This window comes from Micromonospora trifolii (assembly GCF_022229005.1).
Lineage (GTDB): Bacteria > Actinomycetota > Actinomycetes > Mycobacteriales > Micromonosporaceae > Micromonospora > Micromonospora trifolii.
Genome location: NZ_JAKKFD010000037.1, coordinates 53,544 through 77,953, shown reverse-complemented (window position 1 = coordinate 77,953; position 24,410 = coordinate 53,544). Strand labels below are relative to the sequence as shown.

26 protein-coding genes, 1 tRNA gene and 1 pseudogene are annotated in these 24,410 nt (G+C 72.8%); 13 read left to right on the top strand and 15 right to left on the bottom strand.

Translation table 11 applies throughout. The annotated features are described in order from the left end of the window. Window positions 1–34: 34 nt before the first annotated feature. Complete coding sequence (locus tag NIE79_RS22530; RefSeq protein WP_238680444.1) at window positions 35–1,096, top strand: hypothetical protein; 1,062 nt, start codon at window positions 35–37, stop codon at window positions 1,094–1,096. A 30-nt stretch (window positions 1,097–1,126) separates the two neighbouring features. Here the strand turns inward: NIE79_RS22530 and rsmI are convergent, their stop codons facing one another. Then, window positions 1,127–1,966 (bottom strand): 16S rRNA (cytidine(1402)-2'-O)-methyltransferase, encoded by an 840-nt coding sequence (gene rsmI, locus NIE79_RS22525; RefSeq protein WP_274524511.1) that lies wholly within the window; start codon window positions 1,964–1,966, stop codon window positions 1,127–1,129. 140 nt (window positions 1,967–2,106) lie between these two features. Here rsmI and NIE79_RS22520 point away from each other — a divergent pair, with 140 nt between their 5' ends. From NIE79_RS22520 to NIE79_RS22510, 3 genes are all read left to right on the top strand, one after another. Then, window positions 2,107–3,768: a dolichyl-phosphate-mannose--protein mannosyltransferase gene (locus NIE79_RS22520; protein ID WP_274524510.1), complete on the top strand. Its 1,662-nt coding sequence runs from the start codon at window positions 2,107–2,109 to the stop codon at window positions 3,766–3,768. Window positions 3,769–4,133: 365 nt separating this feature from the next. Beyond that, window positions 4,134–5,411: a VWA domain-containing protein gene (locus tag NIE79_RS22515; protein WP_238680441.1), complete on the top strand. Its 1,278-nt coding sequence runs from the start codon at window positions 4,134–4,136 to the stop codon at window positions 5,409–5,411. Then, on the top strand, window positions 5,411–6,193 hold the full coding sequence (locus NIE79_RS22510) for a peptidase (protein ID WP_238680440.1): 783 nt from the start codon (window positions 5,411–5,413) through the stop codon (window positions 6,191–6,193). The genes NIE79_RS22515 and NIE79_RS22510 overlap by 1 nt, the downstream gene beginning before the upstream one ends. 46 nt (window positions 6,194–6,239) lie before the next feature. Here the strand turns inward: NIE79_RS22510 and NIE79_RS22505 are convergent, their stop codons facing one another. Beyond that, the gene (locus NIE79_RS22505; protein ID WP_203122828.1) at window positions 6,240–6,509 is read right to left on the bottom strand and encodes a hypothetical protein; all 270 of its coding nucleotides are present in this window, start codon (window positions 6,507–6,509) and stop codon (window positions 6,240–6,242) included. Between the two features lie 198 nt (window positions 6,510–6,707). Here NIE79_RS22505 and NIE79_RS22500 point away from each other — a divergent pair, with 198 nt between their 5' ends. Together NIE79_RS22500 and NIE79_RS22495 are read left to right on the top strand one after the other, a co-directional pair. Beyond that, complete coding sequence (locus NIE79_RS22500) at window positions 6,708–7,364, top strand: 4'-phosphopantetheinyl transferase family protein (RefSeq protein ID WP_238680439.1); 657 nt, start codon at window positions 6,708–6,710, stop codon at window positions 7,362–7,364. 202 nt (window positions 7,365–7,566) lie between these two features. After that, a complete protein-coding gene (locus NIE79_RS22495; RefSeq protein ID WP_238680438.1) occupies window positions 7,567–8,337 on the top strand; it encodes a DUF4352 domain-containing protein in 771 nt (256 codons plus the stop codon). 72 nt (window positions 8,338–8,409) lie between these two features. Here the strand turns inward: NIE79_RS22495 and NIE79_RS22490 are convergent, their stop codons facing one another. Next, complete coding sequence (locus NIE79_RS22490) at window positions 8,410–9,495, bottom strand: Gfo/Idh/MocA family protein (protein ID WP_238680437.1); 1,086 nt, start codon at window positions 9,493–9,495, stop codon at window positions 8,410–8,412. A gap of 59 nt (window positions 9,496–9,554) precedes the next feature. Here NIE79_RS22490 and NIE79_RS22485 point away from each other — a divergent pair, with 59 nt between their 5' ends. After that, window positions 9,555–10,304, top strand: coding sequence for a hypothetical protein (locus NIE79_RS22485; RefSeq protein ID WP_238680436.1), 750 nt, complete (start codon window positions 9,555–9,557; stop codon window positions 10,302–10,304). Window positions 10,305–10,606: 302 nt separating this feature from the next. Here NIE79_RS22485 and NIE79_RS22480 read toward each other — a convergent pair. From NIE79_RS22480 to NIE79_RS22455, 6 genes are all read right to left on the bottom strand, one after another. After that, a tRNA-Ala gene (locus NIE79_RS22480) sits at window positions 10,607–10,680 on the bottom strand. A 236-nt stretch (window positions 10,681–10,916) separates the two neighbouring features. Further along, window positions 10,917–11,699, bottom strand: a complete 783-nt coding sequence (gene sepX / locus NIE79_RS22475; RefSeq protein WP_238680435.1) for a divisome protein SepX/GlpR — start codon at window positions 11,697–11,699, stop codon at window positions 10,917–10,919. 200 nt (window positions 11,700–11,899) lie between these two features. Next, entirely contained in the window at window positions 11,900–12,550 is a 651-nt protein-coding gene (locus NIE79_RS22470) for a GNAT family N-acetyltransferase (RefSeq protein WP_238680434.1), read from the bottom strand. Between the two features lie 111 nt (window positions 12,551–12,661). Beyond that, window positions 12,662–13,975, bottom strand: a complete 1,314-nt coding sequence (locus NIE79_RS22465) for a molybdopterin molybdotransferase MoeA (RefSeq protein ID WP_238680433.1) — start codon at window positions 13,973–13,975, stop codon at window positions 12,662–12,664. After that, on the bottom strand, window positions 13,972–14,934 hold the full coding sequence (locus NIE79_RS22460) for a UTP--glucose-1-phosphate uridylyltransferase (protein ID WP_238680432.1): 963 nt from the start codon (window positions 14,932–14,934) through the stop codon (window positions 13,972–13,974). The genes NIE79_RS22465 and NIE79_RS22460 overlap by 4 nt, the downstream gene beginning before the upstream one ends. A gap of 9 nt (window positions 14,935–14,943) precedes the next feature. Beyond that, window positions 14,944–17,301 (bottom strand): diguanylate cyclase, encoded by a 2,358-nt coding sequence (locus NIE79_RS22455; RefSeq protein ID WP_238680431.1) that lies wholly within the window; start codon window positions 17,299–17,301, stop codon window positions 14,944–14,946. A gap of 85 nt (window positions 17,302–17,386) precedes the next feature. Between NIE79_RS22455 and NIE79_RS22450 the strand changes: the two genes are divergently transcribed. Continuing rightward, window positions 17,387–18,064, top strand: coding sequence for a 5-formyltetrahydrofolate cyclo-ligase (locus NIE79_RS22450; RefSeq protein ID WP_238680430.1), 678 nt, complete (start codon window positions 17,387–17,389; stop codon window positions 18,062–18,064). Continuing rightward, window positions 18,061–18,267: pseudogene (locus tag NIE79_RS34070) on the top strand (FmdB family zinc ribbon protein); the annotation flags it as partial. The gene NIE79_RS22450 and the pseudogene NIE79_RS34070, both read left to right, overlap by 4 nt. Window positions 18,268–18,281: 14 nt before the next feature. On the opposite strand, the gene NIE79_RS34065 reads toward NIE79_RS34070, so the two are convergent. Continuing rightward, on the bottom strand, window positions 18,282–18,509 hold the full coding sequence (locus NIE79_RS34065) for a hypothetical protein (protein WP_238680493.1): 228 nt from the start codon (window positions 18,507–18,509) through the stop codon (window positions 18,282–18,284). Between the two features lie 283 nt (window positions 18,510–18,792). Between NIE79_RS34065 and NIE79_RS22435 the strand changes: the two genes are divergently transcribed. Then, a complete protein-coding gene (locus NIE79_RS22435) occupies window positions 18,793–19,041 on the top strand; it encodes a hypothetical protein (protein WP_238680429.1) in 249 nt (82 codons plus the stop codon). Window positions 19,042–19,063: 22 nt separating this feature from the next. Here the strand turns inward: NIE79_RS22435 and NIE79_RS22430 are convergent, their stop codons facing one another. Beyond that, complete coding sequence (locus NIE79_RS22430; RefSeq protein WP_238680428.1) at window positions 19,064–19,246, bottom strand: hypothetical protein; 183 nt, start codon at window positions 19,244–19,246, stop codon at window positions 19,064–19,066. A gap of 143 nt (window positions 19,247–19,389) precedes the next feature. Here NIE79_RS22430 and NIE79_RS22425 point away from each other — a divergent pair, with 143 nt between their 5' ends. Continuing rightward, on the top strand, window positions 19,390–19,761 hold the full coding sequence (locus NIE79_RS22425) for a hypothetical protein (RefSeq protein WP_238680427.1): 372 nt from the start codon (window positions 19,390–19,392) through the stop codon (window positions 19,759–19,761). 37 nt (window positions 19,762–19,798) lie between these two features. Here NIE79_RS22425 and NIE79_RS22420 read toward each other — a convergent pair whose 3' ends face one another. After that, a complete protein-coding gene (locus tag NIE79_RS22420; protein WP_238680487.1) occupies window positions 19,799–20,281 on the bottom strand; it encodes a DUF2231 domain-containing protein in 483 nt (160 codons plus the stop codon). 201 nt (window positions 20,282–20,482) lie between these two features. Between NIE79_RS22420 and NIE79_RS22415 the strand changes: the two genes are divergently transcribed. Both NIE79_RS22415 and NIE79_RS22410 read left to right on the top strand, forming a co-directional pair. Beyond that, window positions 20,483–20,911 carry a Fur family transcriptional regulator gene (locus tag NIE79_RS22415; protein ID WP_238680426.1) on the top strand — a complete coding sequence of 143 codons (429 nt, stop codon included), beginning with the start codon at window positions 20,483–20,485 and terminating at the stop codon, window positions 20,909–20,911. Between the two features lie 78 nt (window positions 20,912–20,989). Continuing rightward, window positions 20,990–21,853 (top strand): oxygenase MpaB family protein, encoded by an 864-nt coding sequence (locus NIE79_RS22410; RefSeq protein WP_238680425.1) that lies wholly within the window; start codon window positions 20,990–20,992, stop codon window positions 21,851–21,853. Between the two features lie 20 nt (window positions 21,854–21,873). On the opposite strand, the gene NIE79_RS22405 is transcribed toward NIE79_RS22410, so the two are convergent. From NIE79_RS22405 to NIE79_RS22395, 3 genes are read right to left on the bottom strand one after another with little or no spacing between them, the layout of a single operon-like run. Beyond that, on the bottom strand, window positions 21,874–22,824 hold the full coding sequence (locus tag NIE79_RS22405) for a RecB family exonuclease (RefSeq protein ID WP_274524494.1): 951 nt from the start codon (window positions 22,822–22,824) through the stop codon (window positions 21,874–21,876). A gap of 13 nt (window positions 22,825–22,837) precedes the next feature. After that, window positions 22,838–23,452: a MarC family protein gene (locus NIE79_RS22400; RefSeq protein WP_091394729.1), complete on the bottom strand. Its 615-nt coding sequence runs from the start codon at window positions 23,450–23,452 to the stop codon at window positions 22,838–22,840. Window positions 23,453–23,493: 41 nt separating this feature from the next. Continuing rightward, window positions 23,494–24,366 (bottom strand): PHP domain-containing protein, encoded by an 873-nt coding sequence (locus tag NIE79_RS22395; RefSeq protein WP_238680423.1) that lies wholly within the window; start codon window positions 24,364–24,366, stop codon window positions 23,494–23,496. Window positions 24,367–24,410: the final 44 nt, after the last annotated feature.

Here is a 24,410-nt window from a genome sequence, read left to right as displayed (position 1 = left end):
CAGCTGCCCGTTTCACCTCCTGGTGCGGTGTGCAATGAACGTCGTGACGGGCAGAGGAGCGGCGCGGGACCACGAGGACCGTCCCACCGGGCCGGCGGTCGGCGACGACCCGGGGCCCGAGCCCGCCGCGCCCCGGGTCGCCGGGGTCGCGCCGCAGCCCCGGCTGGTGCCCAGCGCCGATCCGGGTGTCCAGCGGCCCACCCCGGCGGGGAGGTCCGCCGCCCCGGCCCGCCCCACGCCGGTGGCGCCGTCGCCCACCCCGACCCGTCCGACCCCGGGTGCACCCGTGCCCAGCCCGGTCCGGCCCGGCTCGTCGGGCCCGCCGGTCGGCTCGGCCCCCGCCGGCGCGGAGCCCGTCGAGGTGGAGCCGACCACCGGCGCGCCGGTGGACGCTGTGCCGCGTCGGGTGCCGGTCCGGCAGCAGGGTCGCCGGCAGCGGGACCATGGGTCCGACGGCGACCCCCCGGACGACGACGGCGGCGCTTTCTGGGCCCCCATCGAGCAGGTGCACTGGGATGGCACCCCGGTCCGCAAGGACGCGGCACCGGCACGGCTTCGCGGCTTCCGACTGGCGCGACGCCGCACACCCAGCCGCACACCCCCGCCGCCGGATCCGCTGCCCGGGCTCGCCGCGCTGGTGGTGCTGAGCCTTGTCGCGGCCTTCTTCGCCTGGGTCAGCGCGGGCCCGTTCTGGCTCGCGGTCGGGCACGCCCGGACGGGCACTGTGGTGATCGACGACTGCTCCGGCGGCGGGCTCACCCAGCGGTGCCGGGGGATCTTCACAGCCGAGAACGGGCGGTTCATCGCCCACGGGGTCCGGGTCAGCGGCGTGCCCGTCGAGGGGAACGCGGCCGGTACCTCGCTGCCAGCGCGGATGACCGGCCCGGACAGCGGCACCGCGTACGCGGACGTCGGAGTGGGCCGGCACCTGCTGTGGCTCCCCGGTCTGCTGGTGGTGCTGGCCTGCACCGCCGGCATCGTCCGGTGGACCGGCTCGGCCCGGCTGCCCGGTCGCCGGCACCGTCGCTGGGCGGTGGCCGCCGCCGTCGCCGGCCCCACGCTGATCACCGTCGGCTTCCTGGCCGCCGCGTGGTGAACTCCCGTCGGGCGAGTCGGAGCACAGTGGTCAGCTGTGCACGATCGTGTAGACGTCCCGGCGGCGCATCGCGTACTCGGTGGCGACGTCGGTGATGGCGTCCCGGCGGGACCGGCCGGCGGCCTCCCGCTCGGCGACGGCGGCGCGCAGGGTGTCGTCGTCGGGGCGTTCGGCCGCGGTCACCGGGGCTCCGGCCACCACCAGCGTGATCTCTCCGCGCGGGTCCCCCTCGGTGGCCCACCGGGCCAGCTCGCCGAGGGGGCGGCGGAGCACCTCCTCGTAGGTCTTCGTGAGTTCGCGGCAGAGCGCGGCCGGCCGGTCCGCCCCGAACGTGTCGGCCAGGTCGGTGAGCGTCGCCCCGATCCGGTGCGGCGCCTCGAAGAAGACCAGGGTGCGCTCCTCGGCGGCGAGCGCGCGCAGCCGGGATCGACGCCCGCCGGGGGTGCGGGGCAGGAAGCCCTCGAAGCAGAATCGGTCGCAGGGCAGCCCGGAGACGGCCAGCGCGGTGGTGACCGCGCTGGGCCCGGGGGCGACGGTGACCGGCGCCCCGACATCCAACGTGGCACGGACCAGGCGGTAGCCGGGGTCGGAGACGCTGGGCATCCCGCCGTCGGTGACCAGCGCCACCACGTACCCGCCGAGGATGGCCTCGACCAGCTCGGGGGTGCGCCGCTCCTCGTTGCCCTCGAAGTAGGAGACGATTCGACCGCCGACGGTGAGGTCGAGATCGCGGGCCAGCCGGGTGAGCCGGCGGGTGTCCTCGGCGGCGACCACGTCGGCGCTGATCAGCACCTCCCGGAGCCGGGCCGACGCGTCGGCGGGGTTGCCGAGTGGAGCACCGAGCAGAATCAGGCGCCCGACTTCGGACATTTCACCCACGGATTCGTCTCCTTCATTGCTGGGAATACCGGTATCAGGGACGACGGACGCCACCGGACACCTTGGCAGCCTACGATCGCCGGGTGACGAGTGCGTCGACAGCGCAGAGCCCGAGCGCGGATCCGGACAAGATGATCCAGGTGACGGGCGAGCCCAGTGCCACCCAGGAGCCGACGGCATCGAACGCCGAGGGCGGCGGGGTGGCCGCCATGGTCCGGCGACGGTTCGCCACCGTCGACACCCAGGCGGACCGGTTCTCCTGGCTGGCCACGGCGGTGGTGGTGGCCATCGCGGCGATCCTGCGCTTCGTCGGGCTGTCCAGCCCGAAGGGCAAGATCTTCGACGAGACGTACTACGCCAAGGACGCCTACGGGCTGATCTCCCGTGGCGTGGAGTGGAACTACAAGGACAACGTCGCGTCGTACGTGGTGCACCCGCCACTGGGCAAGTGGTTGATCGGCGTCGGCGAGTGGGCCTTCGGCTATCAGGACGCGGATTCCAAGGTCTCCGTCCCGGGCCACCTGATGACCACCGCGCCGGAGTTCGGCTGGCGATTCTCGGCGGCGGTGATCGGCACCCTGTCGGTGCTGCTGCTGGTGCGCATCGGTCGGCGGATGTTCCGCTCGACGGTGCTCGGCTGCGCGGCCGGCCTGCTGCTCGCCCTGGACGGCTTCCACCTGGTGCTGTCCCGCGCGGCCCTGCTCGACATCTTCCTGCTCTTCTTCGTGCTGGCGGCGTTCGGTGCGCTGGTGCTCGATCGGGACGCCCGCCGTCGGCGCTGGGCTCGGGCTCTGGACGACGGGCTCGATCCGAGCCAGCCGGGTCGGGCCGGCCGCCCGCCGACCGGTTGGCGCACCTGGCCGTGGTGGCGGCTGGCGGCCGGGGTGCTGATCGGCTGCGCCTGTGCGGTGAAGTGGAGCGCCCTGTACTTCGTGCCGGCCTTCGCGCTGCTGGTGCTCTTCTGGGAGGTCGGCGTCCGCCGCTCGGCGGGGGTCCGCCGGCCCTGGCGGGACGCGCTCGTCGACGAGCTGCCCTGGCTGGTGCTCGCCGGCGTGGTCATGGTGGGCACCTACCTCGCCACCTGGTCGGGCTGGCTGCTCACCGACGACGGTTACTACCGGCTCGCGTCGGCCCATCCCGGTGCCCCGCTCAGCGACCGCCCGGTGATCGGCCCGCTGATCAATCTCTTCGAATACCATCGCGCGGCGTACGGCTTCCACGCTCAGCTCGACGACTCGCACAAGTACCAGTCGTGGCCGTGGCAGTGGCTGCTGTTGGGCCGGCCGGTGGCGTTCCACTACGCCAGCAACGGCGTCTGCGGCGCGCCGACCTGCGCTTCCGAGATTCTGCTGCTCGGCACCCCGCTGCTCTGGTGGTCGTTCCTGCCCGCCCTGGTGGCGCTGGCCTGGCTGGGCGTGGCCCGTCGGGACTGGCGGGCCGGCGCGATTCTGCTCACCGTGGCCGCCGGGCTGCTGCCGTGGTTCTGGTTCGCCCTCGACGGCCGGACGATGTTCTCGTTCTACGCCGCGCCGGCGGTGCCGTTCCTGGTGCTGGCCGTGGTGTACGTGCTGGGCGCGCTGATCGCGCCCGCCGGGGGTGACGTGGGTGCTGTGGCGCCGCTGGTGCCCGGTGACCCGAGTTATGAGCGCCGACTGGTGGGCAGCATTGCCGCGGGAGCGTACGTGCTGCTGGTGGCGCTCTGCTTCGCGTACTTCTATCCGATTTTCGTCGGCCGGGTGATTCCGTACTCGGACTGGCTGTCCCGGATGTGGCTCGACGGTCGGTGGATATAAGCATCGACAGGCGACGCGCCGCGTAGCGCGACGGAAGAAGGGCCCGCACGCCGAAGCGTGCGGGCCCTTCTTGACAAAGACGCGCGCCCCGATCGCCTGCCACGGGGGAAGCGGGCGATTGGGGCGCGCATGAAGAGCTTAACCACCGCGCACCACCGGCACAACGGGTCGACTTGGGTCAGATTTCCGACGGATGCTGGCCGAACCGACACCTCCCCTCACACAGTTGACCGAGGGTGACCCGGCGTGGACCCTGAGCGCGGGCGCGGCCGGTCAGAGGCGGTCCCCGACCCGGCTGGAGCCGTCGGTGCCGCTCCCCTGCACCCAAACGATCATCCAAAGTGGATCTCACTACACTGCGGATCGTGATCAACTTCAGACGACCGACGGCGGTCCTTCTCGGACTGCTGGCGACCACCGCGCTGACCGGGCCGGCGCAGGCCGACGAGGAGCCGGCGCCCGAGCCGCCCCGGGTCGAGCTGGTGCTCGACGTCAGCGGGTCGATGCGCGCGGCCGACATCGACGGACGCACCCGGATCGCTGTCGCCCAGCAGGCCTTCAACGAGGTGGTGGACGCGCTGCCCGAGGAGACACAGCTCGGCATCCGGGTGCTCGGCGCGACCTACCGCGGCAAGGACAAGAAGGTCGGTTGCCAGGACACTCAGCAGATCGTGCCGGTCGGCCCCGTGGACCGGTCCGCCGCCAAGGCGGCGGTGGCGACACTTCGGCCGACCGGGTTCACTCCGGTCGGGCTGGCGCTGCGCTCCGCCGCGCAGGACCTGGGCACCGGGGCCACCACCCGGCGAATCGTGCTGATCACCGACGGCGAGGACACCTGCGCTCCGCCCGACCCGTGCGAGGTGGCCCGGGAACTGGCCGCCCAGGGCACCAGCCTTGTCGTCGACACCCTCGGCCTGGCCCCCGACGAGAAGGTTCGCCGGCAACTGCTCTGCATCGCCAGCGCGACCGGCGGGACCTACACCGCCGCGCAGAGCGCCGAGGAGCTGACCGACCGGATCAAACAGCTCGTCGAGCGGGCCGCCGACACGCACACCCGGGCCCCGACCGTTGTCGGCGGCACGAACGCGTGCGACTCGGCGCCACTGCTCGCCCCCGGCGTCTACGCCGACCGGGAGGCGTTCTCCGAGCATCGCTACTACCGGGTGCCGATCCGCCCCGGGCAGGAGCTGCGGGCCTCGGTGAGCATGGCGTTGGATCGGGCCGTCAACCGGGACTACGGGGTGCTGCTGCGGGCCACCGCGGCCGACGGCCGGGAACTCGTCCGGGGCGCCGATGCCGGCAGCGGACGAGCCGACGTGCTCTCCGCCGGGCTGCGCTGGTCGGCCGCCGCTGACGACGAGGATGCCGCCGAGACCGAGGAGAGTGCGGCGCCGGTCATCGAACCCACCACCGTCTGCCTGGTGGTCAGCAACTCGTTCGCCCCGCGTCCCGGCACCGCGGCCACCCCGGGCATGCCGGTGGAGTTGACCATCGACGTGGTCGCCGCCGCACCCGCACCGGACGGACCGGACCTCGGCCGGGGCTGGGTGCTGCTCGCCCTGCTCACCATCGCCGGGCTGATCACCGGTCTGCTCGCCGGTCTGCTCACCCGCTGGTGGGTCGCCACCTGGAGGGAGAACTGATGCGAACCGCACTCTTCCGGTCGATGGCGGCGCTGCTCGCCGCCGGCGGGGCCGCTCTGCTTCCCGCTGCGGCCGTCGCCGCACCGACCCCCTCCCCGGGCGCCACGCCGGTGAACCGTGCCGGCACGTCGTTCCTCACCGCCACCCCGATCACCGCCGGACAACCGGTACGGGTGGATGCGTCGATCGGCGACCACCTCTACTGGTCGTTCCCCGCGACGGCCGGCCAGGTGCACGAGATCAACGCCACAGTCACCTTCCCGAAGGGGCGCAGTGGCGCCTCGACGTGGACGGTGGACGTCTTCGACGGGTTGCGCCGACGCCAGGCGTGTACGGCGGGAGCCCAGACCCCGACAGTGGACGCGAAGGCGTCGAACGTGGTGCTGGGCTGCACGCTGCGCGAGGTGCGGCCGTGGGCGGAGCCCTGGTCGGCCGACCCACTGCCCGGCACGTACGTCGTCCGGCTCTCCGTGATCGAGCTGCCCGAGCCGGATCTGGGTGCGCCGATCGACGTCGACCTGCTGGTCGGCACCGTCGCCGACCGCGGCGCCTCGGCTGACGACGGCGAGTTGGCCGCCCCGCTGGTGCCGAACACCAAGGCCGGCACGGTGCTCAACGCCGTACCCCCGGTGGACGCGGAGACCGACGACGAGAGCGGCTCGCTGACGGGCTGGTTGCCGGATCTGGGCTCGCGCTGGGTCTGGACCGGCATCGGCGGCGCGCTTGCCGCGGTGGCTGGCGTGTTCGGCTTCGCGGTGACCCGGCGGCCTCGACGTCGCTGAGGCGATCCCTCTGGTGGCCCCGCCCAGCGGCGGGGCCACCAGAGGCTCAGCTACGTCGGGAGCCGCGTGGCAACCAGCCGATGAACCGGTCCTGGAGCGACATCACCGGGGCGGCACGCAGATCCTCGGTGGCGGCGGCGAGGCAGGAGCCCAGGTAGACGCTGAGCATTGCGCGGTCACCCCCGTACTCCGCCAGCAGCCGGGTGCGCTTCGTCGCGCACGGCCACTCGTCACCGCAGGAGCCGCAGCTCCAGCAGGGGGTCTTCGGGGCGTGTTCGTCAGCCCGCACCCCCGGCCGTTCCAGGCCATCGGTCATCGCACGTCCTTCCAGATGTCCACGGGACTGGCGGCTGCCGTGCCGGCCAGCATTGATGGTGGTCCCCCCGGAGCCATCAGAGAGGGCGCTGCGCGGCCCTCCGGTGTTACATCTTTGCGGTACCTTCGGCGGTCGTGGGAGTCGGAAATTTGACGGTTAACTCGATGCGTCATTCCTACCGACCAGTAGGTCACCGGAATGCGTGACCTGCTGCCATCGACGGTCGCCGTCGCCGTCGCCGGGCCGGCGGACTGGACAGGCGAATTGCTCCCCGCTGAGCAGGCATGTCTCGGCGAGCGGGCGGTGCAGACCCGTCGGCGGGAATTTGCCGCAGGAAGGATCTGCGCCCGCAGGGCCTTGCGCGACCTCGGCCTGCCGGCGACCGCCGTGCCGGCCGCCGCCGACCGCGCGCCGGTCTGGCCGGCCGGGGTGGTCGGCAGCATCACCCACACCGCCGGCTACTGCGCCGCCGCCGCGGCGCACACCACCGACATCCGGTCCGTCGGAATGGATGCCGAGCAGCACCGCGAGGTCAATCCGGGAGTACGCAGACTCGTGCTGCTGCCCGAGGAGGAGGCCGCCTGCACGCGCTTGCCCACCGGCACCTACTGGCCGGTCGTGCTGTTCAGTGCGAAGGAGACCGTCTACAAGGTGTGGTACCCGATCGTCCGCGGCTGGTTGGACTTCCACGACGCCCGACTCGACATTGATCCGGATGCCGGCACGTTCACCGCCCGGATCGCACCGGCCCGGGTCGACGCGGCGGGGGTCGACGACCCGCCGGCGTCGATCAGCGGCCGATTTGTGATCACCGACGGGTTGGTCCGCACCGCCGCCGCGCTTCCGGCGCGTTGACCTCGCCTGGTTACTCATAGCCATGGATGGAATACCGATCCACATTGGCGTTCGGTGACCAGTTGAACACCGTCCACGCTGGCCAGAGCGGTTTCGCGCCCTCACGGTCGGAAGCGCTCCGCCGTGGCGGCTGGACGTTCCGCCACCCACGGTAACGTCGAAGAGTTCCCGCACCGCACGTACCGAAGCGTCAAGGAGTACGGTGACCCACCCCCAGCCCCCCGCCAGGCCGCACGACCCTCGACAGCCGAACCCGCAGCCGCCGACCCGCTCGTTCGCGGCGACACCGCAGCCGCCGTTCTCGGGGGCTGCGTACCCGGCGGCGAACGGGTACGCGGACGCCGGCGGCGGATATCGGGCACCCGGTGGCGCCGGCTACCCGATCATCGCACCACCACCGGTGCAGACAGAGCGCGCCAAGAGGTCCGTCGTGGTCGTCGCGGTCACCGCGGCCGTACTCACCCTGCTCTCCTGCGCCGGGGGCATCGTGGCGGTCGTCATCGGCACCAAAGGCACCTCGACCACTGTGAGCGAGGCGCGGGCCACCCCGCCGACGCCCCCGTCGACGAGCGGCGACACCCGCGGCATGTCGCCGGGCGACACCCTGGTCGTCAACAGCGAGGCCGGCACCGTCGAGATCACCGTGACGAAGTTCAGCAGCGCCACCAAACCCTGCAAGTCCCACGGATTGAAGCCCGGCGAGGGCATGTACGTGATCGCCGACGTGACGGTGGCCGTCACCAAGGGCACCGCGTCGACGAACCCGCTCTACTTTCAGTGGGTCGCCGCCGACGGCACCAAGACCACAGCGATCGGTGGGGCCTTCTCCGGTTGCGGCAAACCGATGCCGGCCGTCGACGACCTGACCGTCGGCACCAGACGCACCGGCAGCGTGGTGTTCGACGTGCACGACACCTCGGGTGCGTTGGAGTACCAGGACCAGTTCCAGACCGCCGGTTCCTGGAAGCCGTGAACGTCCGGGAACCGGGCCGGCCCGGTTGGGCCAGCCCCGCCTCCGGCGTCGTCAGTAGGCGTAGCGGGTGGGTTACCGCCCCCACGCCTCGGTGGCGGTGACGACCGGCCGGCCGGTGCGTACCGATTCTTCGATGGCGAGGCTGATCAGGTGGTCCTGGCAGGCCTCGGCGAGGGAATACGGCGCCGGGCCCTCCTCCCGCGCCCACGCCCCGGCGCGGGCGACGATGTCGGCCACCGCGATGTCGTCGTCGGACATCCCACTGCCGACGAACGGGTTGCGGTAGACCACGTCGCCGTCGAAGCTGATGTGCTTCAGGTCGAGCCCCTCCAGGTTGAGGTCGAGACCCGTCTGGCGTCGCATGAGCGATGACTCCACCGGCGTGGTCGGGTCGACCAGGCGGACCACCCGGTCGTCCACCAGCTCACCGCGCGAGCCCCTGACCATCAACCGACGGGTACGCAGCGGGTTCCACCACTGGTTGTCGGTGAAGTCGTACAACCCCATCCGCCCGCCGAAGTCGATGGTCGCGAGGGTGGTGGAGAGCTGCTGCGGGGTGTCGTCGCCGCTCCAGCCGGCCGGCGAGAGCGGGTTGGCCAGCGGTGCGACGAAGGCTTGCGCGCTCACCTCGGCGCTCTCGTGACCGACGCCGAGCAGACCCCGGATCAGTGAGACCGCGTGGTACAGGTGGGTCGAGGAGATCTGCACCGAGGTCGGCTCACCGAGCACCCCGGCGCGGACCAACGCCAGGCGCGCGGCATGCCCGGGCATCAGCAGGTACTGCTCGGCGACCTGCACCAGGCCGCTGCCTCCGACGTCGGTCCAGAGCGAGCGCAGACCCGTCAGGTCGGGGGCGGGCGGCGTCTCGGCGAGCACCGGTACGCCGGCCGCCACCAACTCCCGGGTCACCTCGGGCGTCACCGGCCACGGCACCGACACGATGACGAAGTCCGGCCGCTCGTGGGCGAGCAACTCCGCCGTCGTGCGGAAGGTCGGCACGCCCCAGTCGGCCGCCACGGCAGTTCCCCGCGATTCGGTACGGGTCACCACCCCGGTCACCCGGAACCGCTCGGGGAGCAGCCGGGCCAGGCGAAGGAAGAACTGACCTCGCCAACCGCTGCCGACGATGCCGAACCGGGTCTGGGCCACCGAAGTCATCTGGGCTCCTCACGTAGAGGTCCGGATGCTAACCGTTCTCCTTCGCTACGGTTGTGTCGATGACCACCGACCCATTCCGCGCGGCGTCCGTGTCGGCCATCGTGGAGGTGACCGGGCCGCGACCGTCCCTGGACTACTACCTGGTCCTCGCCCAGCACGGGGACCGTGACCCGACCGGCGATCATCCGGAAGGGATCGTCGTCGAGGAGTTCACCCACCACCACGACCACTCCACGACGGGCCTGGACAGCGCGAGCTGGACGCCGGCTTCCGGCTGGTGGAGTTCGGCGTCGCTGAGCCGCGGCCTGCGCACCGACCCCGACGCGCTCGCACGGGTGGTGCCCACCTGGCGTCGCGAGGCCGAGAGCGTCTACCGCACGCTCGGTGGCGGGCGCCTCCCCGACGAGACGACGCTTCGGACGTACTTCCTCGACCACCAACCGATCGCGACCGCCCAGCCGCTGCGGCTCGGCCCCATGCAGCCACCGGACGGCTTTCACGAACGGCGCGTGTACCGCGTCCTGTTCGCCAGGGATCTGCTGGCCGAGCAGGTGGCGGACCTGCGGGCGGCCTGGCAGACGCCCGTGGACGGTGCCGGCGCATCGGTCGCGAGCGGTCGTCTCGACCGGGGCGGTGACCGGTTCACCTGGGAGCTGCGACGGGTCGGCCACACCCTCGCCTGGTGTCTGGACGTGACCGTCCTGCTGAGGACCGCCGCCGCCGGGGCGGTGGGTCCGATCCTGTCCGACCTGACGAACGTCCTGCGACAGCACGGCCTGATACCGGTGACGACCGAACGCTTCGCCTAGCTGGCTGTTTCGGAGGAGCACTGTCTGGCGTTCCACGTCGAAAAACACGACCCTCGCGCGACCCGCCCACCGCGTCGATCATGGAGTTGTGGTGCCGGCTTGATGCCATGACGGCCGCTTTGTCACCCACCACAACCGGCGGCGTACGCGTATCGGTTACCGATGGCCGGGTCCGCGAGGAAGCTCGGGCTGTCCTGCTGCCGTTCGGGCCAGTTCGGGCCCGTTCGGGACGCGCCTCGCCTGCCGCTACACAAGATCGAAAAGGCCGCCTCCCACACGGGAGACGGCCTTTTTACCTGGGGTGGAGCTGAGGGGATTTGAACCCCTGACCCCCTCGATGCGAACGAGGTGCGCTACCAGTCTGCGCCACAGCCCCCCGCCGGCGAACCGGCTTCGGTCCCACCCGGCTTACACCGGGCGGGCCGGCAGCAAGGCTAACAGGTCGCCGGCCTCCACCGCGAATCCGCCCCCCGGCCTACACGAAGATCGACTCGGTTTTCTTGAAATCGGGGCATCCCGGACGTCGCGACCACCCGACTATCAGGAATCCGAGTCGATCAAGCCAGCCGCCGCGACCGGCGCCGAAGCACGGCCGGGTCAGGCGCCGCCGCGTCAGGCGCCCCGGCCGGCCTCGTAGGGGCGGCCACGCAGGCCGCCCGACCGCCGGTACGACACCGATCCGCCGTTGACCGCCGCCGGCAGGTCGCCCGGTCGGTCCAGACCCATGGCGGCTCGGCGTACCCCCTCGCGCTGGGCGGCCAGGCGGCGCTGCGCCTCCCGGCGAGCCGCAGCCCGGCGGGCCTGCTCCCGGCGCACCTCGGCCTGCCGGTCGGCCAACCAGGCGGCCTCGCGGGCTCGGACGCGGCGGCGGCGACGCCCGGCGAGGGCCTGGCCCCGCAGGTGGACGACATACAGGGCCAGGAGCAGGAAGGTGACCCCGAAGCCGACCCAGAAGCCGGGGCTGACGAACAGCACGCCGATCAACTCGACGACGTTGAGGAGCAGCAGGGCGGCGAGTACCCGGCGACGCCGGTACACGGCGGGGGTGTGCTGTCGGCGCGGCGGCGGGCGGCGACGGGACCGCTTGGACGCCGCGGGCACGGCGCGCAGCCGACCGGAGCGACGGCCGGCCGGGGGCGCGGAGACCGGCGCGCTCAACGCGCCAGTAGTCGCATCTTCACTGAGGGTGACGATCAGTGAGCGCGGGGGATGGACGGGTCGCCGTCCCGGCACAGTGCGGCGCCGCCGGCGGCGCTGGAGCACCCGCGCCGTCGACTGCGCCCGCTCCGCCACCAGCCGCTCGGTGGCGTCGTACCGGCGAACCAACGCCGGAGCCAGGGCGAGCAGGCCGGCGGCGGCGAGGACGGCGAGGAGCACCGAGGTCGGCACCCTCACCCCTCCCGTCACCGAATTCGAAGCAACCGCCATCCGACCGCAGGATCTTCCACCGATCGCGCCTGGGCGCGTGGATCGTCCGGCCGGGGAGCGCTTGCCGCAGCTTGCAGTTACTTGAGGTTACGGCGCGCCGACCGGGATGCCGCCGCGCCGCGCCGATCCCGTCCGTGGGACGAGTGGGCCGATGTCGGGAAATCCTCCTACCGCGCGTTGGCACGTACCCGGTGCCAGCGGGCCAGCAGGCCACCCTCGGCGGCGATCTCCTCACTCGTCATCGCGTACCCGATGTGGTCCCGCCACGCGCCGTCGATGTGCATGTAGCGCACGTGGTACGACTCCTCGCGGAAGCCCAACTTCTCCACCACCCGCCGGGACGGCCGGTTCTCCGGACGGATGTTCACCTCCACCCGGTGCAGCCCGCCCGAGCCGAACGCGTGGTCCACGGCGAGCGCGAGCGCCGTCGGGATCACACCCCGGCCGGCGACCCGCGCGTCCACCCAGTAGCCGACGTAGCCGGAGCAGAGTGCCCGCCGCACGATGCTGCCCACGTTGATGTGCCCGACCAGCCGGTCCCGGTCGGCCTCACGCAGGCAGACCGCGAACGGCATGCCCTCACCCTCGCGGGCCGAACGTCTCTGGTCACGGTGGACCCAACGGAACGCGGCCGGGGAGTTCATCTCGTCCCAACCGCCGGGCAGCGACGACTCCCAGGGCGCCAACCAGGCCCGGTTGGCCCGCCGCACCTCCGACCACGCCGCCGCGTCGGAGCGCCGGTAGGGCCGCAACAGCACCGGGCCGTCGGTCAGCTCCACCGGCCAGCCCGGTGCCCGCGCGGGTCCGAAGAGACTCACCGGCACAGTCTCCCGCGCGGGACCGTGTCGCGCGCAAGTGGCCCCACCGCGTTCACCGCACAGATCCGACGAGCGCCCGACGCGGGCCGCGAGCGGACCGGCCGGGACGCGTCACCGGCGGCGGTCCAACAGCAGGACATCCACTGTGGAGCCGGCCGCGGCCGTGGTGACCCGCTCGCCGAGCACCAGCAGCCCGTTGGCCTCGGCCAACCCGGAGAGGGTGAACGGCCCGCCGCTGAGCGGCTGGACCGTGTACCCGCCGCCGCGCCGCTCGGCGACGTGCGCCGGCCGGAACTCGCGCAGGCCCGTCGGCGACGACACGGTCTCCAGCAGGTGTGCCCGCACACTGGGTCGGAACACCGGCTCGGCGCCGGCGAGCAGTTGGATGGCGGGGCGGGCCAGCACCTCGAAGCCGATCAACGCAGCGCCCGGGTCGCCGGGCAGGCACACCACCGGCACCTCCTCGGCGCCGACAGTGCCGAACCCGAGCGCAGTGCCGGGATAGAGCGCCACGTCGGTGAAGGTGACCGGCCCGACGCGACCGCCCTCGCGGCGGGAGAGGATCCGGCGCACCATGTCCCCGGGGCCGGTGCCGGTGCCCCCGGTGGTGATGATCAGGTCGGCGCGCAGCGTCTGGTCCTCCAGCAGCCCGCGCAACCCCTCCGGGTCGTCGTCGCAGATACCCACCCGGTACGCCAGTGCGCCCACCTCGGCCGCGGCGGCGGTCAGCGCGTGCGAGTTCGCGTCCACCACCTGACCGGGCTGACTGCCCCGGCCCACGTCGACGAGTTCGTCACCGGTGGCCACGATGACCACCCGGGGACTGGGCCGGACCACCACGTGCCCGATGCCGGTCGCCGCGAAGACGGCGACCAGGGCCGGGGACACGTAGGTGCCGGCCCGAGCGAGCAGGGTGCCGGCGGGCAGCTCCTCACCCGCTCGGCGTACCCCGTACCCCCGTTTGGGGGTGCGGAAGATCTCCACCGCGGCCATGCCCTGGTCGGTCCACTCCACCGGGACCACGACGTCCGCGGCGACCGGCAGCGGCGCCCCGGCGGCCACCGAGAAACACGAGCCGGGGGTGAGCCGGACCGGCCGCCAGCTCGCGGCGCCGAGATCGCCGACCACGTTGAGCCGGATGGTGCGGCCACCGGGCGTGCCGGAGGGGGCCGGGACGTAGCTCGGCCCCCGGCCCCCTCCGGAAATGTCCTCCCAGCGCGCGGCGTAGCCGTCCACGGCCGCCTGGTCGAAGGCCGGGAAGGCGTGCGGCGCGACGACGTCCTCGGCGAGGACGTTGCCGTGCGCCTGGGTGAGGTCGAGGTCGAGTGGCGGCAGCGCGCGCAACCTGCGCAGCACGCTGCCCAGGTAGTCGGCGAGCGGCGTCAACTCGTTCGCGGCCGCCTCGGCGTCGGCCGTCGCGGTCATGTACCAGATCCGCCTGCCGCGTCGGCCTTGACGAAGTCGGCCAGCCAGGACCGGAACTCGGCGCCCAGGTCGTCGCGCTCGGCGGCGATCTGCACGACGGTCTGGAGGTAGCCCAGCGGCATGCCGGTGTCGTAGCGGGTGCCCCGGTAGACGATCGCGTGCACCGGGATGCCCTCGGTACGCAGCAACTCCATCGCGTCGGTCAGCTGGATCTCGCCGCCGCTACCCGGCTTGGTCCGCCGGATCGCGTCGAAGATCTTGCCGGGCAACACGTAGCGGCCGAGCACCGCGAGGTTGCTCGGGGCGTCCTCGGGCTGCGGCTTCTCCACCATCCCGGTCACCTTGACGACCTCGCCGATGTCGGTCAGCTCCGACTCGGCCGGCTCGACCGAGGCGATTCCGTACCGCTTGGTCTCGGACGGGTCGACCTCGAAGAAGGCGAGCACCACGCCGCCGGTGCGGGCCTGCAGCTCCAGCATCGCCGGCAGCAGCGGCTCCGACGGCTTGACGAACTCGTCGCCGAGCAGCACCGCGAAGGGCTGGTCGCCGACGTGCGACTCGGCGTACCCGATGGCGTGGCCGAGCCCGAGCTGCTCGGGCTGGCGCACCGTGTAGATCTCGGCAAGCTCGCTGGGCCGGCGCACGGCGGCCAACCGCTCGGAGTCGCCCTTCTCCTCCAACCTGGTCTCCAGGTCCGGGCGACGGTCGAAGTGGTCCACCATCGACGTCTTACCCCGACCGGTGATCAGCAACACGTCACCGATGCCAGCCTGCGTGGCCTCCTCGACGATGTACTGCAACACCGGCCGATCCACCACTGGCAGCAGTTCCTTGGGCACCGCCTTGGTGGCCGGCAGGAACCGGGTGGCCAGTCCGGCGGCCGGGATGACGGCCTTGACCGCCAGGGGACGGCCGTTTGCGGCGACCGTCGATGAGGGGTTCGCTGAGTGCTCCGACATGCCGCGAGACTATCGGCCACGGCTCTGCCGCGGCGGGTGTGGCCCAGAAGACGCGCCGCCACCCGGCCCCGGCCGGGCCGCGTCCGGGCCGGCCCGCGCCGCGCCCGTCGCGCTGTCCGGCGTGTCGTCGGCCGAATCCGGTCGGGCGTGCGCCGGGCCCGCCAGCGATGATTCCGGTACGCCCACCGCCGGGTCGGACCGGGCGGGCCCGCCCGGCTCCCGGCTGACCTGCACCGGCTGGCCGGCGCGCGGCAGCCCGTCGGGTGGGCTCACCGCACACGCGAGCACCGGAATCTCCCGGGTCGGCAGATCCGAGCGCACCTCGGCGACCCGGTACGTGTCGCGGCCCGCCGCCTTGGCCGCGTAGAGCGCGTCGTCGGCCGCCTCCAGCACCTCCCGCCCGGTGCTGCCGTGGTCCGGGAAGACGGCGATGCCCACCGACACGGTCACCAGGACCGGCCCGGCGTACGCCTCGACGGCGATGGGCGTGTCGCGCACCGCCGCGCCGAGTCGCTCGGCCACGATCGCCGCGCCCCGCGCGTCGGTCTCCGGCAGCAGCAGCACGAACTCCTCACCACCCTGGCGGAAGGCCAGGTCGACCTCACGGATCTCCCCGCGCACCCGGCGGGCGAACTCGGCCAGCACGGTGTCCCCCGCCGCGTGCCCGTAGGTGTCGTTGACGTCCTTGAACCGGTCCAGGTCCAGCGCGAGGACGCTGAGCATCCGCCCGAAGCGGCTGGCCCGTTCCACCTCCCGCCGGATCGACTCGCGCAGGTACCTGTAGTTCCACAGCCCGGTGAGCGGGTCGGTGAGGGAGAGCCGCTGCGCCTCCTCGTGCACCCGGACGTTGTCGACCGCCACGGCCGCGTGGCCGGCGAAGGTGCGCAGGGTGGCCAGGTCGTCGTCGTCGAACTCGTCGGCGCCCAGCCGGTCGTAGAGGGCCAGAACGCCGAGCGCGGCAGCCGCGCCCGCCTCGTCGACCGGCCCCGAGGGTCCGCCGAGGGTGGCCGTGGCACCGCCGGGCGGGGCGGCGAACGGAACCGCGACGTAGGTGCGGCAGCGTGGCTCACCCGTTGGCGCCTCGCTCGGCTCCGCCCTGCCCCGCTGCGGTTCCCCGGTAGCCGCGACCTCACCGACCACGCCGACGCCGACCGGCACCCGGAGCGTCGGCGACCCGTCGGCCGCCTCGGCCGGCCAGCGCCCGTCCAACCCCTCGGTGCACTGCGCGACGAGCACCCCGCCGGTCTCCACGAGCAGCACGGCGCCGGCACGCGCGCCGGTGGCCCCGATCGCACTGCGCAGGATCACCCGCAGGATGCGTTGCAGGTCGTGCGTGCTGGCCAGGGTGTCGCCGAGCACCGCCAGGTGCCCGCGCAACTGATCGCGGTTGCTGGTCAACGCCGCGACGTAGGAGCCGGTCTCCCGGGTCATCCGGTTGAACGCGGCGGCCAACCGTCCCAACTCGTCGCGACTGCGTACCGGCACCCGGGCGGTCAGGTCACCCTGGGCCACCCGGTCGACAGCACCGGCCAACTCCGCCAGCGGCCGGGTGGTCACCCGGGCCAGTCTCCAGGCGGTCAGCACGGCGAGCAGCCCGGCCAGCACGACCACCCCGACCAGCGTGGCGTGCAGCCCCGGTGGCCGTTCACTGGGCACGGAGAGCACCAGTGGCAGCGGCTGCGCGTCGGTGGGCCCGAGGCGGCGCACGTACCGACCCTCGTTGGTCTCGGTGACCTGCTCGCCCCGGACAACGACGGCGGCGGCCAGCACCGCGTCGCGGACGTCGCGGGATTCGGTCGTGTGGGTGACCCGCGCGGCACTCGCCCCGCTGTCGAGCAGGGTGACCGCCACCCCTGTCACCGCCGCCAGTCGGGCCACGAAGGCACTGTCGACCAGTTGCGCGGCGGTCACCGTGCCCAGCCGGGTGCCGGCCCGATCGTGCAGGTCGACCTGGGCGGCCAGCGCACGGACCGGGCCTGGGTCCGAGCCCTCGGTCGAGCCCCCGTTCGTGGCCTCGGTCGAGCCGGCGCAGTCCTGCCACGGGGTCGAGGGCGCACCGGGCGAGACGTAGGTGACCTGACCGGCCACGTCGGTGATCAGCACCGCGGCGGCCAGACCCCGGCCGACCAGTTGCGCGGCGGCGACGGCCGGATCGGCGGTGAGCGCCACCGCGTCGGCCGTGGCCCGTAGCTGCTGGCAGAGCGCGTCGACCGAGGTACGCACTGTGGACGCCGCCACCGCCAGGCGCTCGGTGGAGCGGCTGCGGTCAACCGCCGCGACGGTGGAGGCGACGAAGAGCGCCCCGAGCAGGACCGGCCCGAGCACCACCACGAGGAAGGCTGCCGTCAACCGCCCGCGTAGCGTCACTCGGTCCCCCCGGAAGTTCCGCCTCCGTTGCTTGCGATGCTGACACAGAGCAACCGTGGGAGAGGCGTTGCGTCAGGAGTGTTGCGTGCCGGAATTTTCTGATGAAGCGGAAGTGACCCGAATGGCGAAGCGGGACACCCGTGTCGAACTGCTCGCTCGCCGCCGGTCGCTGCCCGCCGAGACCCGGGCGGCCGCCGCCGAGCGCGTGCAGGCCGAGCTGGTCGCCCTGGTACGCCGGCTGCGCCCACACCGGATGACGGCGTACGTGCCGGTCGGCAGCGAACCGGGCGGCGCCGACCTGCCCGAGGTACTGCGGGCGGCCCTGCCGGCGGACGCCGAGTTGCTGCTGCCGGTGCTCCTCGCCGACCTGGATCTGGACTGGGCGGCGTATACCGGGCCGGGTGCCTTGATCGCGGCGGGTCGGGGTATCCGAGAACCAGTCGGTGCCCGTCTCGGCGTGACCGCCGTGGCGCACGCGGAGCTGGTGGTCGTACCGGCTCTCGCGGTCGACCACGACGGTCGCCGGCTCGGGCGCGGTGGCGGTTCGTACGACCGTGCGCTCGCCCGGGTACCCGACGCAGCCCTGACGGTGGTGCCGTTGCACGACGGTGAGCTGGTCGAGGCGCTGCCGGTGGAGCCACACGACCGTCGGGTGCGCGCGGTCGTCACCCCCGCCGACGGGGTGCGTACGCTTGACGACGGCCCGGATGCGGCGCACGGTGTCGCGCCCCACACGTCCGCTGGACGAACCCGGGCCGAATGACGCACCATTGGCACTCGAATACGTCGAGTGCCAACTGGCCGAGCCCAGATCCGGAGGAGAACGTGCCCACGTACCAGTACGCCTGCACCACGTGCGGTCACCAGCTCGAGGCGGTGCAGTCCTTCTCTGACGAGCCGCTGACCGAGTGCCCGGCGTGTCAGGGGCGGCTGCGCAAGGTCTTCAACTCGGTCGGCATCGTCTTCAAGGGTTCGGGCTTCTACCGCACCGACTCCCGGGCGTCCGGTTCCGAGACGACGGCCGGCGGCACGGCCACCAAGCCGGCGAAGTCCGAGTCGTCCTCCGGTGACAGCTCGTCCTCCTCGTCCTCTTCGGGGTCCTCGTCGTCGTCCGGGTCGTCCTCGGGCTCGTCGTCCTCCTCGGGGTCGTCCTCCGGTTCGTCCTCTGGTGGATCGGGCGGCGGCAAGGCTGCGGCGGCAAGCTCCACGTCCTGATCGCCGAAGGCCCGACCCCACCTCGGGTCGGGCCTCGATCAACTCGGCTTCCAGAAAGTCGGCCTGTCCCCCGCCGCTCTGACCGCCTGGATTCCTTGATCGCGAGTCGATCGAGGCGGGCGCCGTAGCAGATCGCACCGACGGATGGGCGTTGTCCACAGGCCGCGCGGTTGTCCACAGGCGGCGGCCAGAGGGTCGGCCGAGGCAGTTGGACCTGCCTAACCTGCCGTCCAGGAGTGCCGCTGCGGCGCTCGGGGACGGGAGGCGGCAGAGCCGATGCTCGATCCGGATTCCGCGCGGGCGTTGCGCCCGCTGCGCCAGCTCACTCGGCCCGGCGGGCGCGCCCTGCTCCGGGCCGGTCTGGTCGCCGCGCTGCTCGGCCTGGCCGCCGCAGTCCTGCACACCCCTGCCGGATGTCCTCCGGCCGCCGTTCCCTCCGACGCACCCTCGGTGGCAGACCGAACCCCACCAGCACCGACCCCACCGCCGTCAGCGGGGGCCGGAACTGTCGGATCGACGTCGTGAGGGTCGGGCCGCGCCGCCGGGGTCAGTCCCAGTGCGGGGGGCGTTCCGCGAGCAGCCAGTCGTCGTTGCCGCCCGACCGCTCGCCCCAACCACTGTCGGTGTCGTCAGTGGTCTGCTCGGGCAGCACCACGAAGTCTTCGCTCAGGTCGACGGCGCGGTCATCGTCGCCACGTGCGCCGTGCGTGCCAGGGTCCTCGGTGCTCACGAGCGGCAAGACTAGCGCAGCCGACGGCGGTGCACCGGGCCATCGACCGTGGGCGCGTTCGCCAGAACCGACCGAACCGCCGACCGCGGGCGCGCCGGCCAGAAGCGACCGGGCCGCCGGTCGCGTTGGTAGCGTCGGACGGCGTGACGACCCCCAGCGGTGGCAGCACCCCGGACGACTACTGGCGACGGCCCGACACCGGTGACGACGCGGTGGCGGACCAACCTCCCGCCGCGCCCGCGACCGCACCACCGACCGGGCAGACCGGCCCAGCGTCAACGGGGCGCACTGCCAGCGGGTACCCCGGCCCGCCGCCGAGCGTGCCGCCTCCGGCGGGTTGGCGTCCACCAGTACATCTGCAGCCGGCGCCACCGCGACAACTGCCACCACAGGACATGGCCGGCCTGGACGCGGCCGAGCAGCGTTCGCAGCGGGTCACCTACGGCTTCGGCGCGGCGGCCGGCGTGGTGCTGCTGGTGCTGCTCTGTCTGCTCTGCTCGCGAGTCATCTTCTGAACGCCCCACCCCCGGGGCAGCAGCAGAGAGCGGCAGCTCAGAGGGTGGTGCCCCAGACGGTCTCGGCGCCGGAGTGGCCGGTCAGGTAGACGTAGATCAGGGCGGCGATGGCAAGGCCCACCGTCGCTACCGCCAGCACCGGGGTGACCAGCGCGGGCAGTTGCGGCACCCGGGGATGCCCACTCGTCGCCACGAGCAGCAGGACGGCCACGATCCCGAGCGGCACCACGATGCGGAACAGGATGTCGCCGTAACGGGAGTGCTCGAAGATCTGATCGAGGATCGGCCCCTGGAAGCCCCGGGCGACCAGCGCGTCGGTGAGTGCCTCACCCGACTTGACCGCGACGTACGCGGTCACCGGCGCGGCCACGGCGAGGAGGCCCAGGGCCCAGTCCAACCGGTGCCGCCACCGCGGCAGCCCCACGTACGCGATGGCCAGCACCGCCAGCAGCGGCACGAACACGACGACCGCGTGGATTACCAGGACGTGCACCGGTAGACCCAGGATCTCCTCGAACATCGAACCCTCCAGGTGGATCATGGTCAGGGGTGGTCAGCCTATGGTCCGCCGATCGTCCCCAGGCTCTCGACCGTTGACACGCGCGCCGCGTCGATCGGGTTCATCCGTTGGGCCGTACTCCCGATCTTGCGTGGCTGTGTCGGTGGCCACCCGGAGCAGGCGACGGTTGTCGATGCGGACCGGGCGTGCTGTCATTGGCCAATGTCCGGTGCCGAGGAGCTGCTGCGGTCGAGGGGCCTTCGTGTCACGCGGCCACGCCTCGCGGTGCTCGACGTGCTGGCCGACGGCGGCCATCTGGAGGTCGACGAGATCACCCGGCGGGTTCGCGAACGCCTCGACTCGGTCTCCACCCAGGCGGTCTACGACGTGCTGGGCGCGCTGTCCCGGGCCGGGCTGTCGCGCCGGATCGAGCCGGCGGGCAGTCCCGCCCGCTACGAGGCGCGCGTGGGAGACAACCACCACCACGTGGTCTGCCGGGGCTGCGGCGAGATCGCCGACATCGACTGCGCGGTGGGCAGCGCCCCGTGCCTGGAGCCGAACAGCGCCCACGGGTTCGAGGTGGACGAGGCCGAGGTGACCTTCTGGGGCCTCTGCCCGGGCTGCCGGGCCCGCCGCTCCGCCGACGCCTGACCAGCGTCGCCACAGTCCAGGCACGGCACCGGCGGCAGGTGAACGGCGAGACCGGCCCGACCGTGGCACTCTTGGACGGTGGACTCCGATGACCTCGGCCTCTTCGGTCCGGGTTCGGTCACGTGGAAGGTGCACGACGAGCCGATCCTGATCGTCGCCGGCCTGCGCTCGCTCTACCTCCAGGCGTTGCACCCCCGGGCCATGGCCGGGGTCGCGCAGAACAGCAACTACCGCACCGACGCCTGGGGCCGACTGATCCGCACCGCCACCTACGTGGCGACCACCGTCTACGGGACCACCGCCGAGGCGGAGGCCGCCGGGGCGCGGCTGCGCCGCCTGCACGACCGGCTGCGGGCCACCGACACGCTCACCGGTGAGCAGTTCCGGATCGACGAACCGGACCTGCTGCGCTGGGTGCACGTGACCGAGGTCGAGTCGTTCCTGAACACGGCCCGACGCGCCGGGCTGCCGCTGAGCGACGACGAGGTGGACGGCTACTACACCGAGCAGCGCCGCGCCGCCGCCCTGGTCGGCCTGGACCCGGCCACCGTCCCGGGGACCGCCGCCGAGGTCGCGGACTACTACAAGGCCGTACGACCACAGTTGCGGATGACCCGGGAGGCAGCCGAGACGGCGGTGTTCCTCACCGCCCCACCGCTGCCGTGGAAGCTCAGCCTGCCGGTCCGGTTGGGGCTCACACTGGGCCCGCCACGCTGGGCGTACCTGGGGATCGCCAGCACTGCGTTCGCGCTGCTGCCGACGTGGGCACACCGGATGTACGGAGGTCTCGGTCTACCGACCACCGCACTGTCGGCGGACCTGACAGTGCGCGCGCTGCGGCTCGCGTTCGCCGCCGTCCCCCGCCGCTACCTGGAGGGGCCGTTGATACAGGCAGCCAAGGAGCGGGCCGCGCGGCAGGCCGCCGCCTCGCTGGCCGGCTGACCCGACCCTCGGCCGGGGTATCAGCCGTCGGCGGGCCGGTCCATGGCCGCCCACGGCTCCTTGCCCGGGACCTGCGAGCCCGTCGGGCAGTGCCGCCGGAAGTCGCACCAGCCACAGCGCGGGCCGGGTGCCACCGGGAAAGCCTCGTCCGCGTCGGCGCCGTCGGCGACTGCGCGCTCGGCGGCCATGATGTCGCGGGCCGTCTCTTCCGCGCGGGTCAGTTGTCGGGCCAGTGACTCGACGGTGTGGTCGTGGCCGGCGACAGTGCCGGTCGGCAGGTGGTGCAGCTCCACCCGGCGGCACGGGCGACGGAACACCCGCTCGGCGGCGTACGCGTAGAGCGCCAGCGCCTGCGAGCCTCGGGCGTCGTCAGTGTCCAGCCCGGTGCGACCGGTCTTGTAGTCGACGATGACCAGCTCCGGCCCCTCCGGGCCGGGCCGCGAGTCGATCCGGTCGGTGCGGCCGTTGAACGCCAGCACCGCGGTCTTGACCGCCACCACCCGCTCCACACCGAGCGGGTCGGAATCCGGCTCCAGCGTCTCGACGTACGCCTCAAGCCACCCCAACGCGCGCCGGTAGGCGGCCCGCTCCTGCTCGTCGTCGCGGTAGCCCTCGCGGACCCAGGTGCCCTTGAGCAGCGTGGCCAGCGCCTCGGGGCGCCGGCGGTCGGCGGGCAGCGCATACCAGTTCTTCAGAGCGGTGTGCACGCTGGCGCCGAGCGAGTTGTGTGCCCACGGCGGGCCCTTGGGTGGGGCGGGCCGGTCGACGTAGGAGTAGCGGTAGCGACGCGGGCAGTCCGCGTACGCGCCGAGCTTGCTCGGGGTGCAGACGAACAGCCGCTCCGGCATGCCCTCGAAGCCGAGCTGCTCGGCGTCGCCGGCGCGCTGCCGAGGGGCCCGGCCGCCGGCGGCCGGCCGCCCCGCTGATGAGGATCGTCGCACGCCTGCGATCCTGCCATCCGCCCCCGACATCGCGCGCGTGCCGTCAGGCCATGTTGACGTACTGCGTGACGAAGGCGGCCACCGCGTCGGCGATGAGCTGCACGGCGATCGCGGCCAGCAGCAGGCCGGCGATCCGGGTCAGCACCTCGATCCCGCCCGGCCGGAGGATCTTCACGATGCCGCCGGAGAAGCGCAGGACGATCCAGACGGCGACCATCACGGCGAGGATCGCCACGGCGATGGCGCTGAACTCTCCCAACCCGTCGGCCTGCTGGACGAAGAGCATGGTGGCCACGATGGCGCCCGGGCCGGCCAGCAGTGGCGTACCCAGCGGCACCAGCGCGATGTTGGAGGTGACCTGCTGGCTCGGGTCGTCGGCCTTGCCGGTCAGCAGCTCCAGCGCGACGAGCACGAGCAGCAACCCACCGGCCGCCTGCAACGCCGGCAGGTCCACGTGCAGATAGTCGAGCAGGGTCTGCCCCGCCACCGCGAAGATCACGATGACGCCGAGCGCCAACGCGACGGCCTGCCAGGCTGCCCGGTTGCGGTCGCGGGCGGGCAGCGGGCCGGTCAGCGCCAGAAAGATCGGCATCATGCCCGGCGGGTCGGTGATCACCAGCAGGGTCACGAAAACCTCGCCGAACAGCTTCAGATCCACGTGATCAACCTAGCCGCGCGACGATGGGCGAAATACCCGGATCAGCCCGAAGCGACCTCGGTCACCCCCTCGGCGACGATCCGCTCGTACGCCTCGACGCTGGTGCTGAACGCGCCGAGTTGGACTGTCTTGTGGGTGCCGTGAAAATCCGAGGAGCCGGTGACGAGCAGACCCAGCTCGGCGGCGAGCGCCCGCACGTGTTCCCGCTCGGCCGGGCTGTGGTCCTCGTGGTCGGCCTCGAGCCCGGCGAGCCCGGCGGCGGCCAGCTCGGCGATCAGCTCGTCGGGCACCACCCGGCCGCGTCGGGTGGCCCGCGGGTGGGCGAAGACCGGCACGCCTCCGGCCGCCCGGACCAGTCCAACGGCCCGGAACACGTCGATGTCCTCCTTGGGCAGCCGGTACCGCTCGCCCAGCCAGTCCGGGCCGAACGCCTCCCGAACGCTGCCGACGAGGCCGGCGCGGATGAGTGCCTGCGCGAGGTGCGGGCGTCCCACGGTGCCGCCACCCGCGCCGGCCAGGATGTCCGGCCAGTTCACGTCGACGCCGTCGGCCCGCAGGAGGTCGACCATCCGCTCGCCGCGCTCCTCCCGGGCGGCCCGGACCCGCGCCAGCTCGGCCACCAGCTCCGGGTGGTCCGGGTCGAACAGGTACGCGAGCAGGTGCAGCGGCACCGCCGGCTGTGCACCGGACCAGCGGCACGACAACTCCGCACCCCGGATCAGACGCAGACCTGGCGGCAGCGCGCCGACGGCCGGCGCCCAGCCGGCCGTGGTGTCGTGATCGGTGATCGCCAGCACGTCCAGCCCGGCGTCCGAGGCAGCGCCGACCAGCTCGGCCGGGGTCAGCGTGCCGTCGCTGGCCGTCGAGTGGGCGTGCAGGTCGATCCGGGGGGCGGGGCCGGTACGCGAGGTCACCGCCCGACGCTACCGAGGAAACAGTGAGCCCGGCTCACATGGGT

Coding starts and splice junctions, on each gene's coding strand:
- NIE79_RS22530 (WP_238680444.1), top strand. CDS start 35: ATGAACGTCGTGACGGGCAGAGGAGCGGCGCGGGACCACGAGGACCGT.
- rsmI (WP_274524511.1), bottom strand. CDS start 1,966: ATGTCCGAAGTCGGGCGCCTGATTCTGCTCGGTGCTCCACTCGGCAAC.
- NIE79_RS22520 (WP_274524510.1), top strand. CDS start 2,107: ATGATCCAGGTGACGGGCGAGCCCAGTGCCACCCAGGAGCCGACGGCA.
- NIE79_RS22510 (WP_238680440.1), top strand. CDS start 5,411: ATGCGAACCGCACTCTTCCGGTCGATGGCGGCGCTGCTCGCCGCCGGC.
- NIE79_RS22505 (WP_203122828.1), bottom strand. CDS start 6,509: ATGACCGATGGCCTGGAACGGCCGGGGGTGCGGGCTGACGAACACGCC.
- NIE79_RS22500 (WP_238680439.1), top strand. CDS start 6,708: ATGCGTGACCTGCTGCCATCGACGGTCGCCGTCGCCGTCGCCGGGCCG.
- NIE79_RS22490 (WP_238680437.1), bottom strand. CDS start 9,495: ATGACTTCGGTGGCCCAGACCCGGTTCGGCATCGTCGGCAGCGGTTGG.
- NIE79_RS22485 (WP_238680436.1), top strand. CDS start 9,555: ATGACCACCGACCCATTCCGCGCGGCGTCCGTGTCGGCCATCGTGGAG.
- NIE79_RS22465 (WP_238680433.1), bottom strand. CDS start 13,975: ATGACCGCGACGGCCGACGCCGAGGCGGCCGCGAACGAGTTGACGCCG.
- NIE79_RS22460 (WP_238680432.1), bottom strand. CDS start 14,934: ATGTCGGAGCACTCAGCGAACCCCTCATCGACGGTCGCCGCAAACGGC.
- NIE79_RS22435 (WP_238680429.1), top strand. CDS start 18,793: ATGCTCGATCCGGATTCCGCGCGGGCGTTGCGCCCGCTGCGCCAGCTC.
- NIE79_RS22420 (WP_238680487.1), bottom strand. CDS start 20,281: ATGTTCGAGGAGATCCTGGGTCTACCGGTGCACGTCCTGGTAATCCAC.
- NIE79_RS22415 (WP_238680426.1), top strand. CDS start 20,483: ATGTCCGGTGCCGAGGAGCTGCTGCGGTCGAGGGGCCTTCGTGTCACG.
- NIE79_RS22405 (WP_274524494.1), bottom strand. CDS start 22,824: ATGTCGGGGGCGGATGGCAGGATCGCAGGCGTGCGACGATCCTCATCA.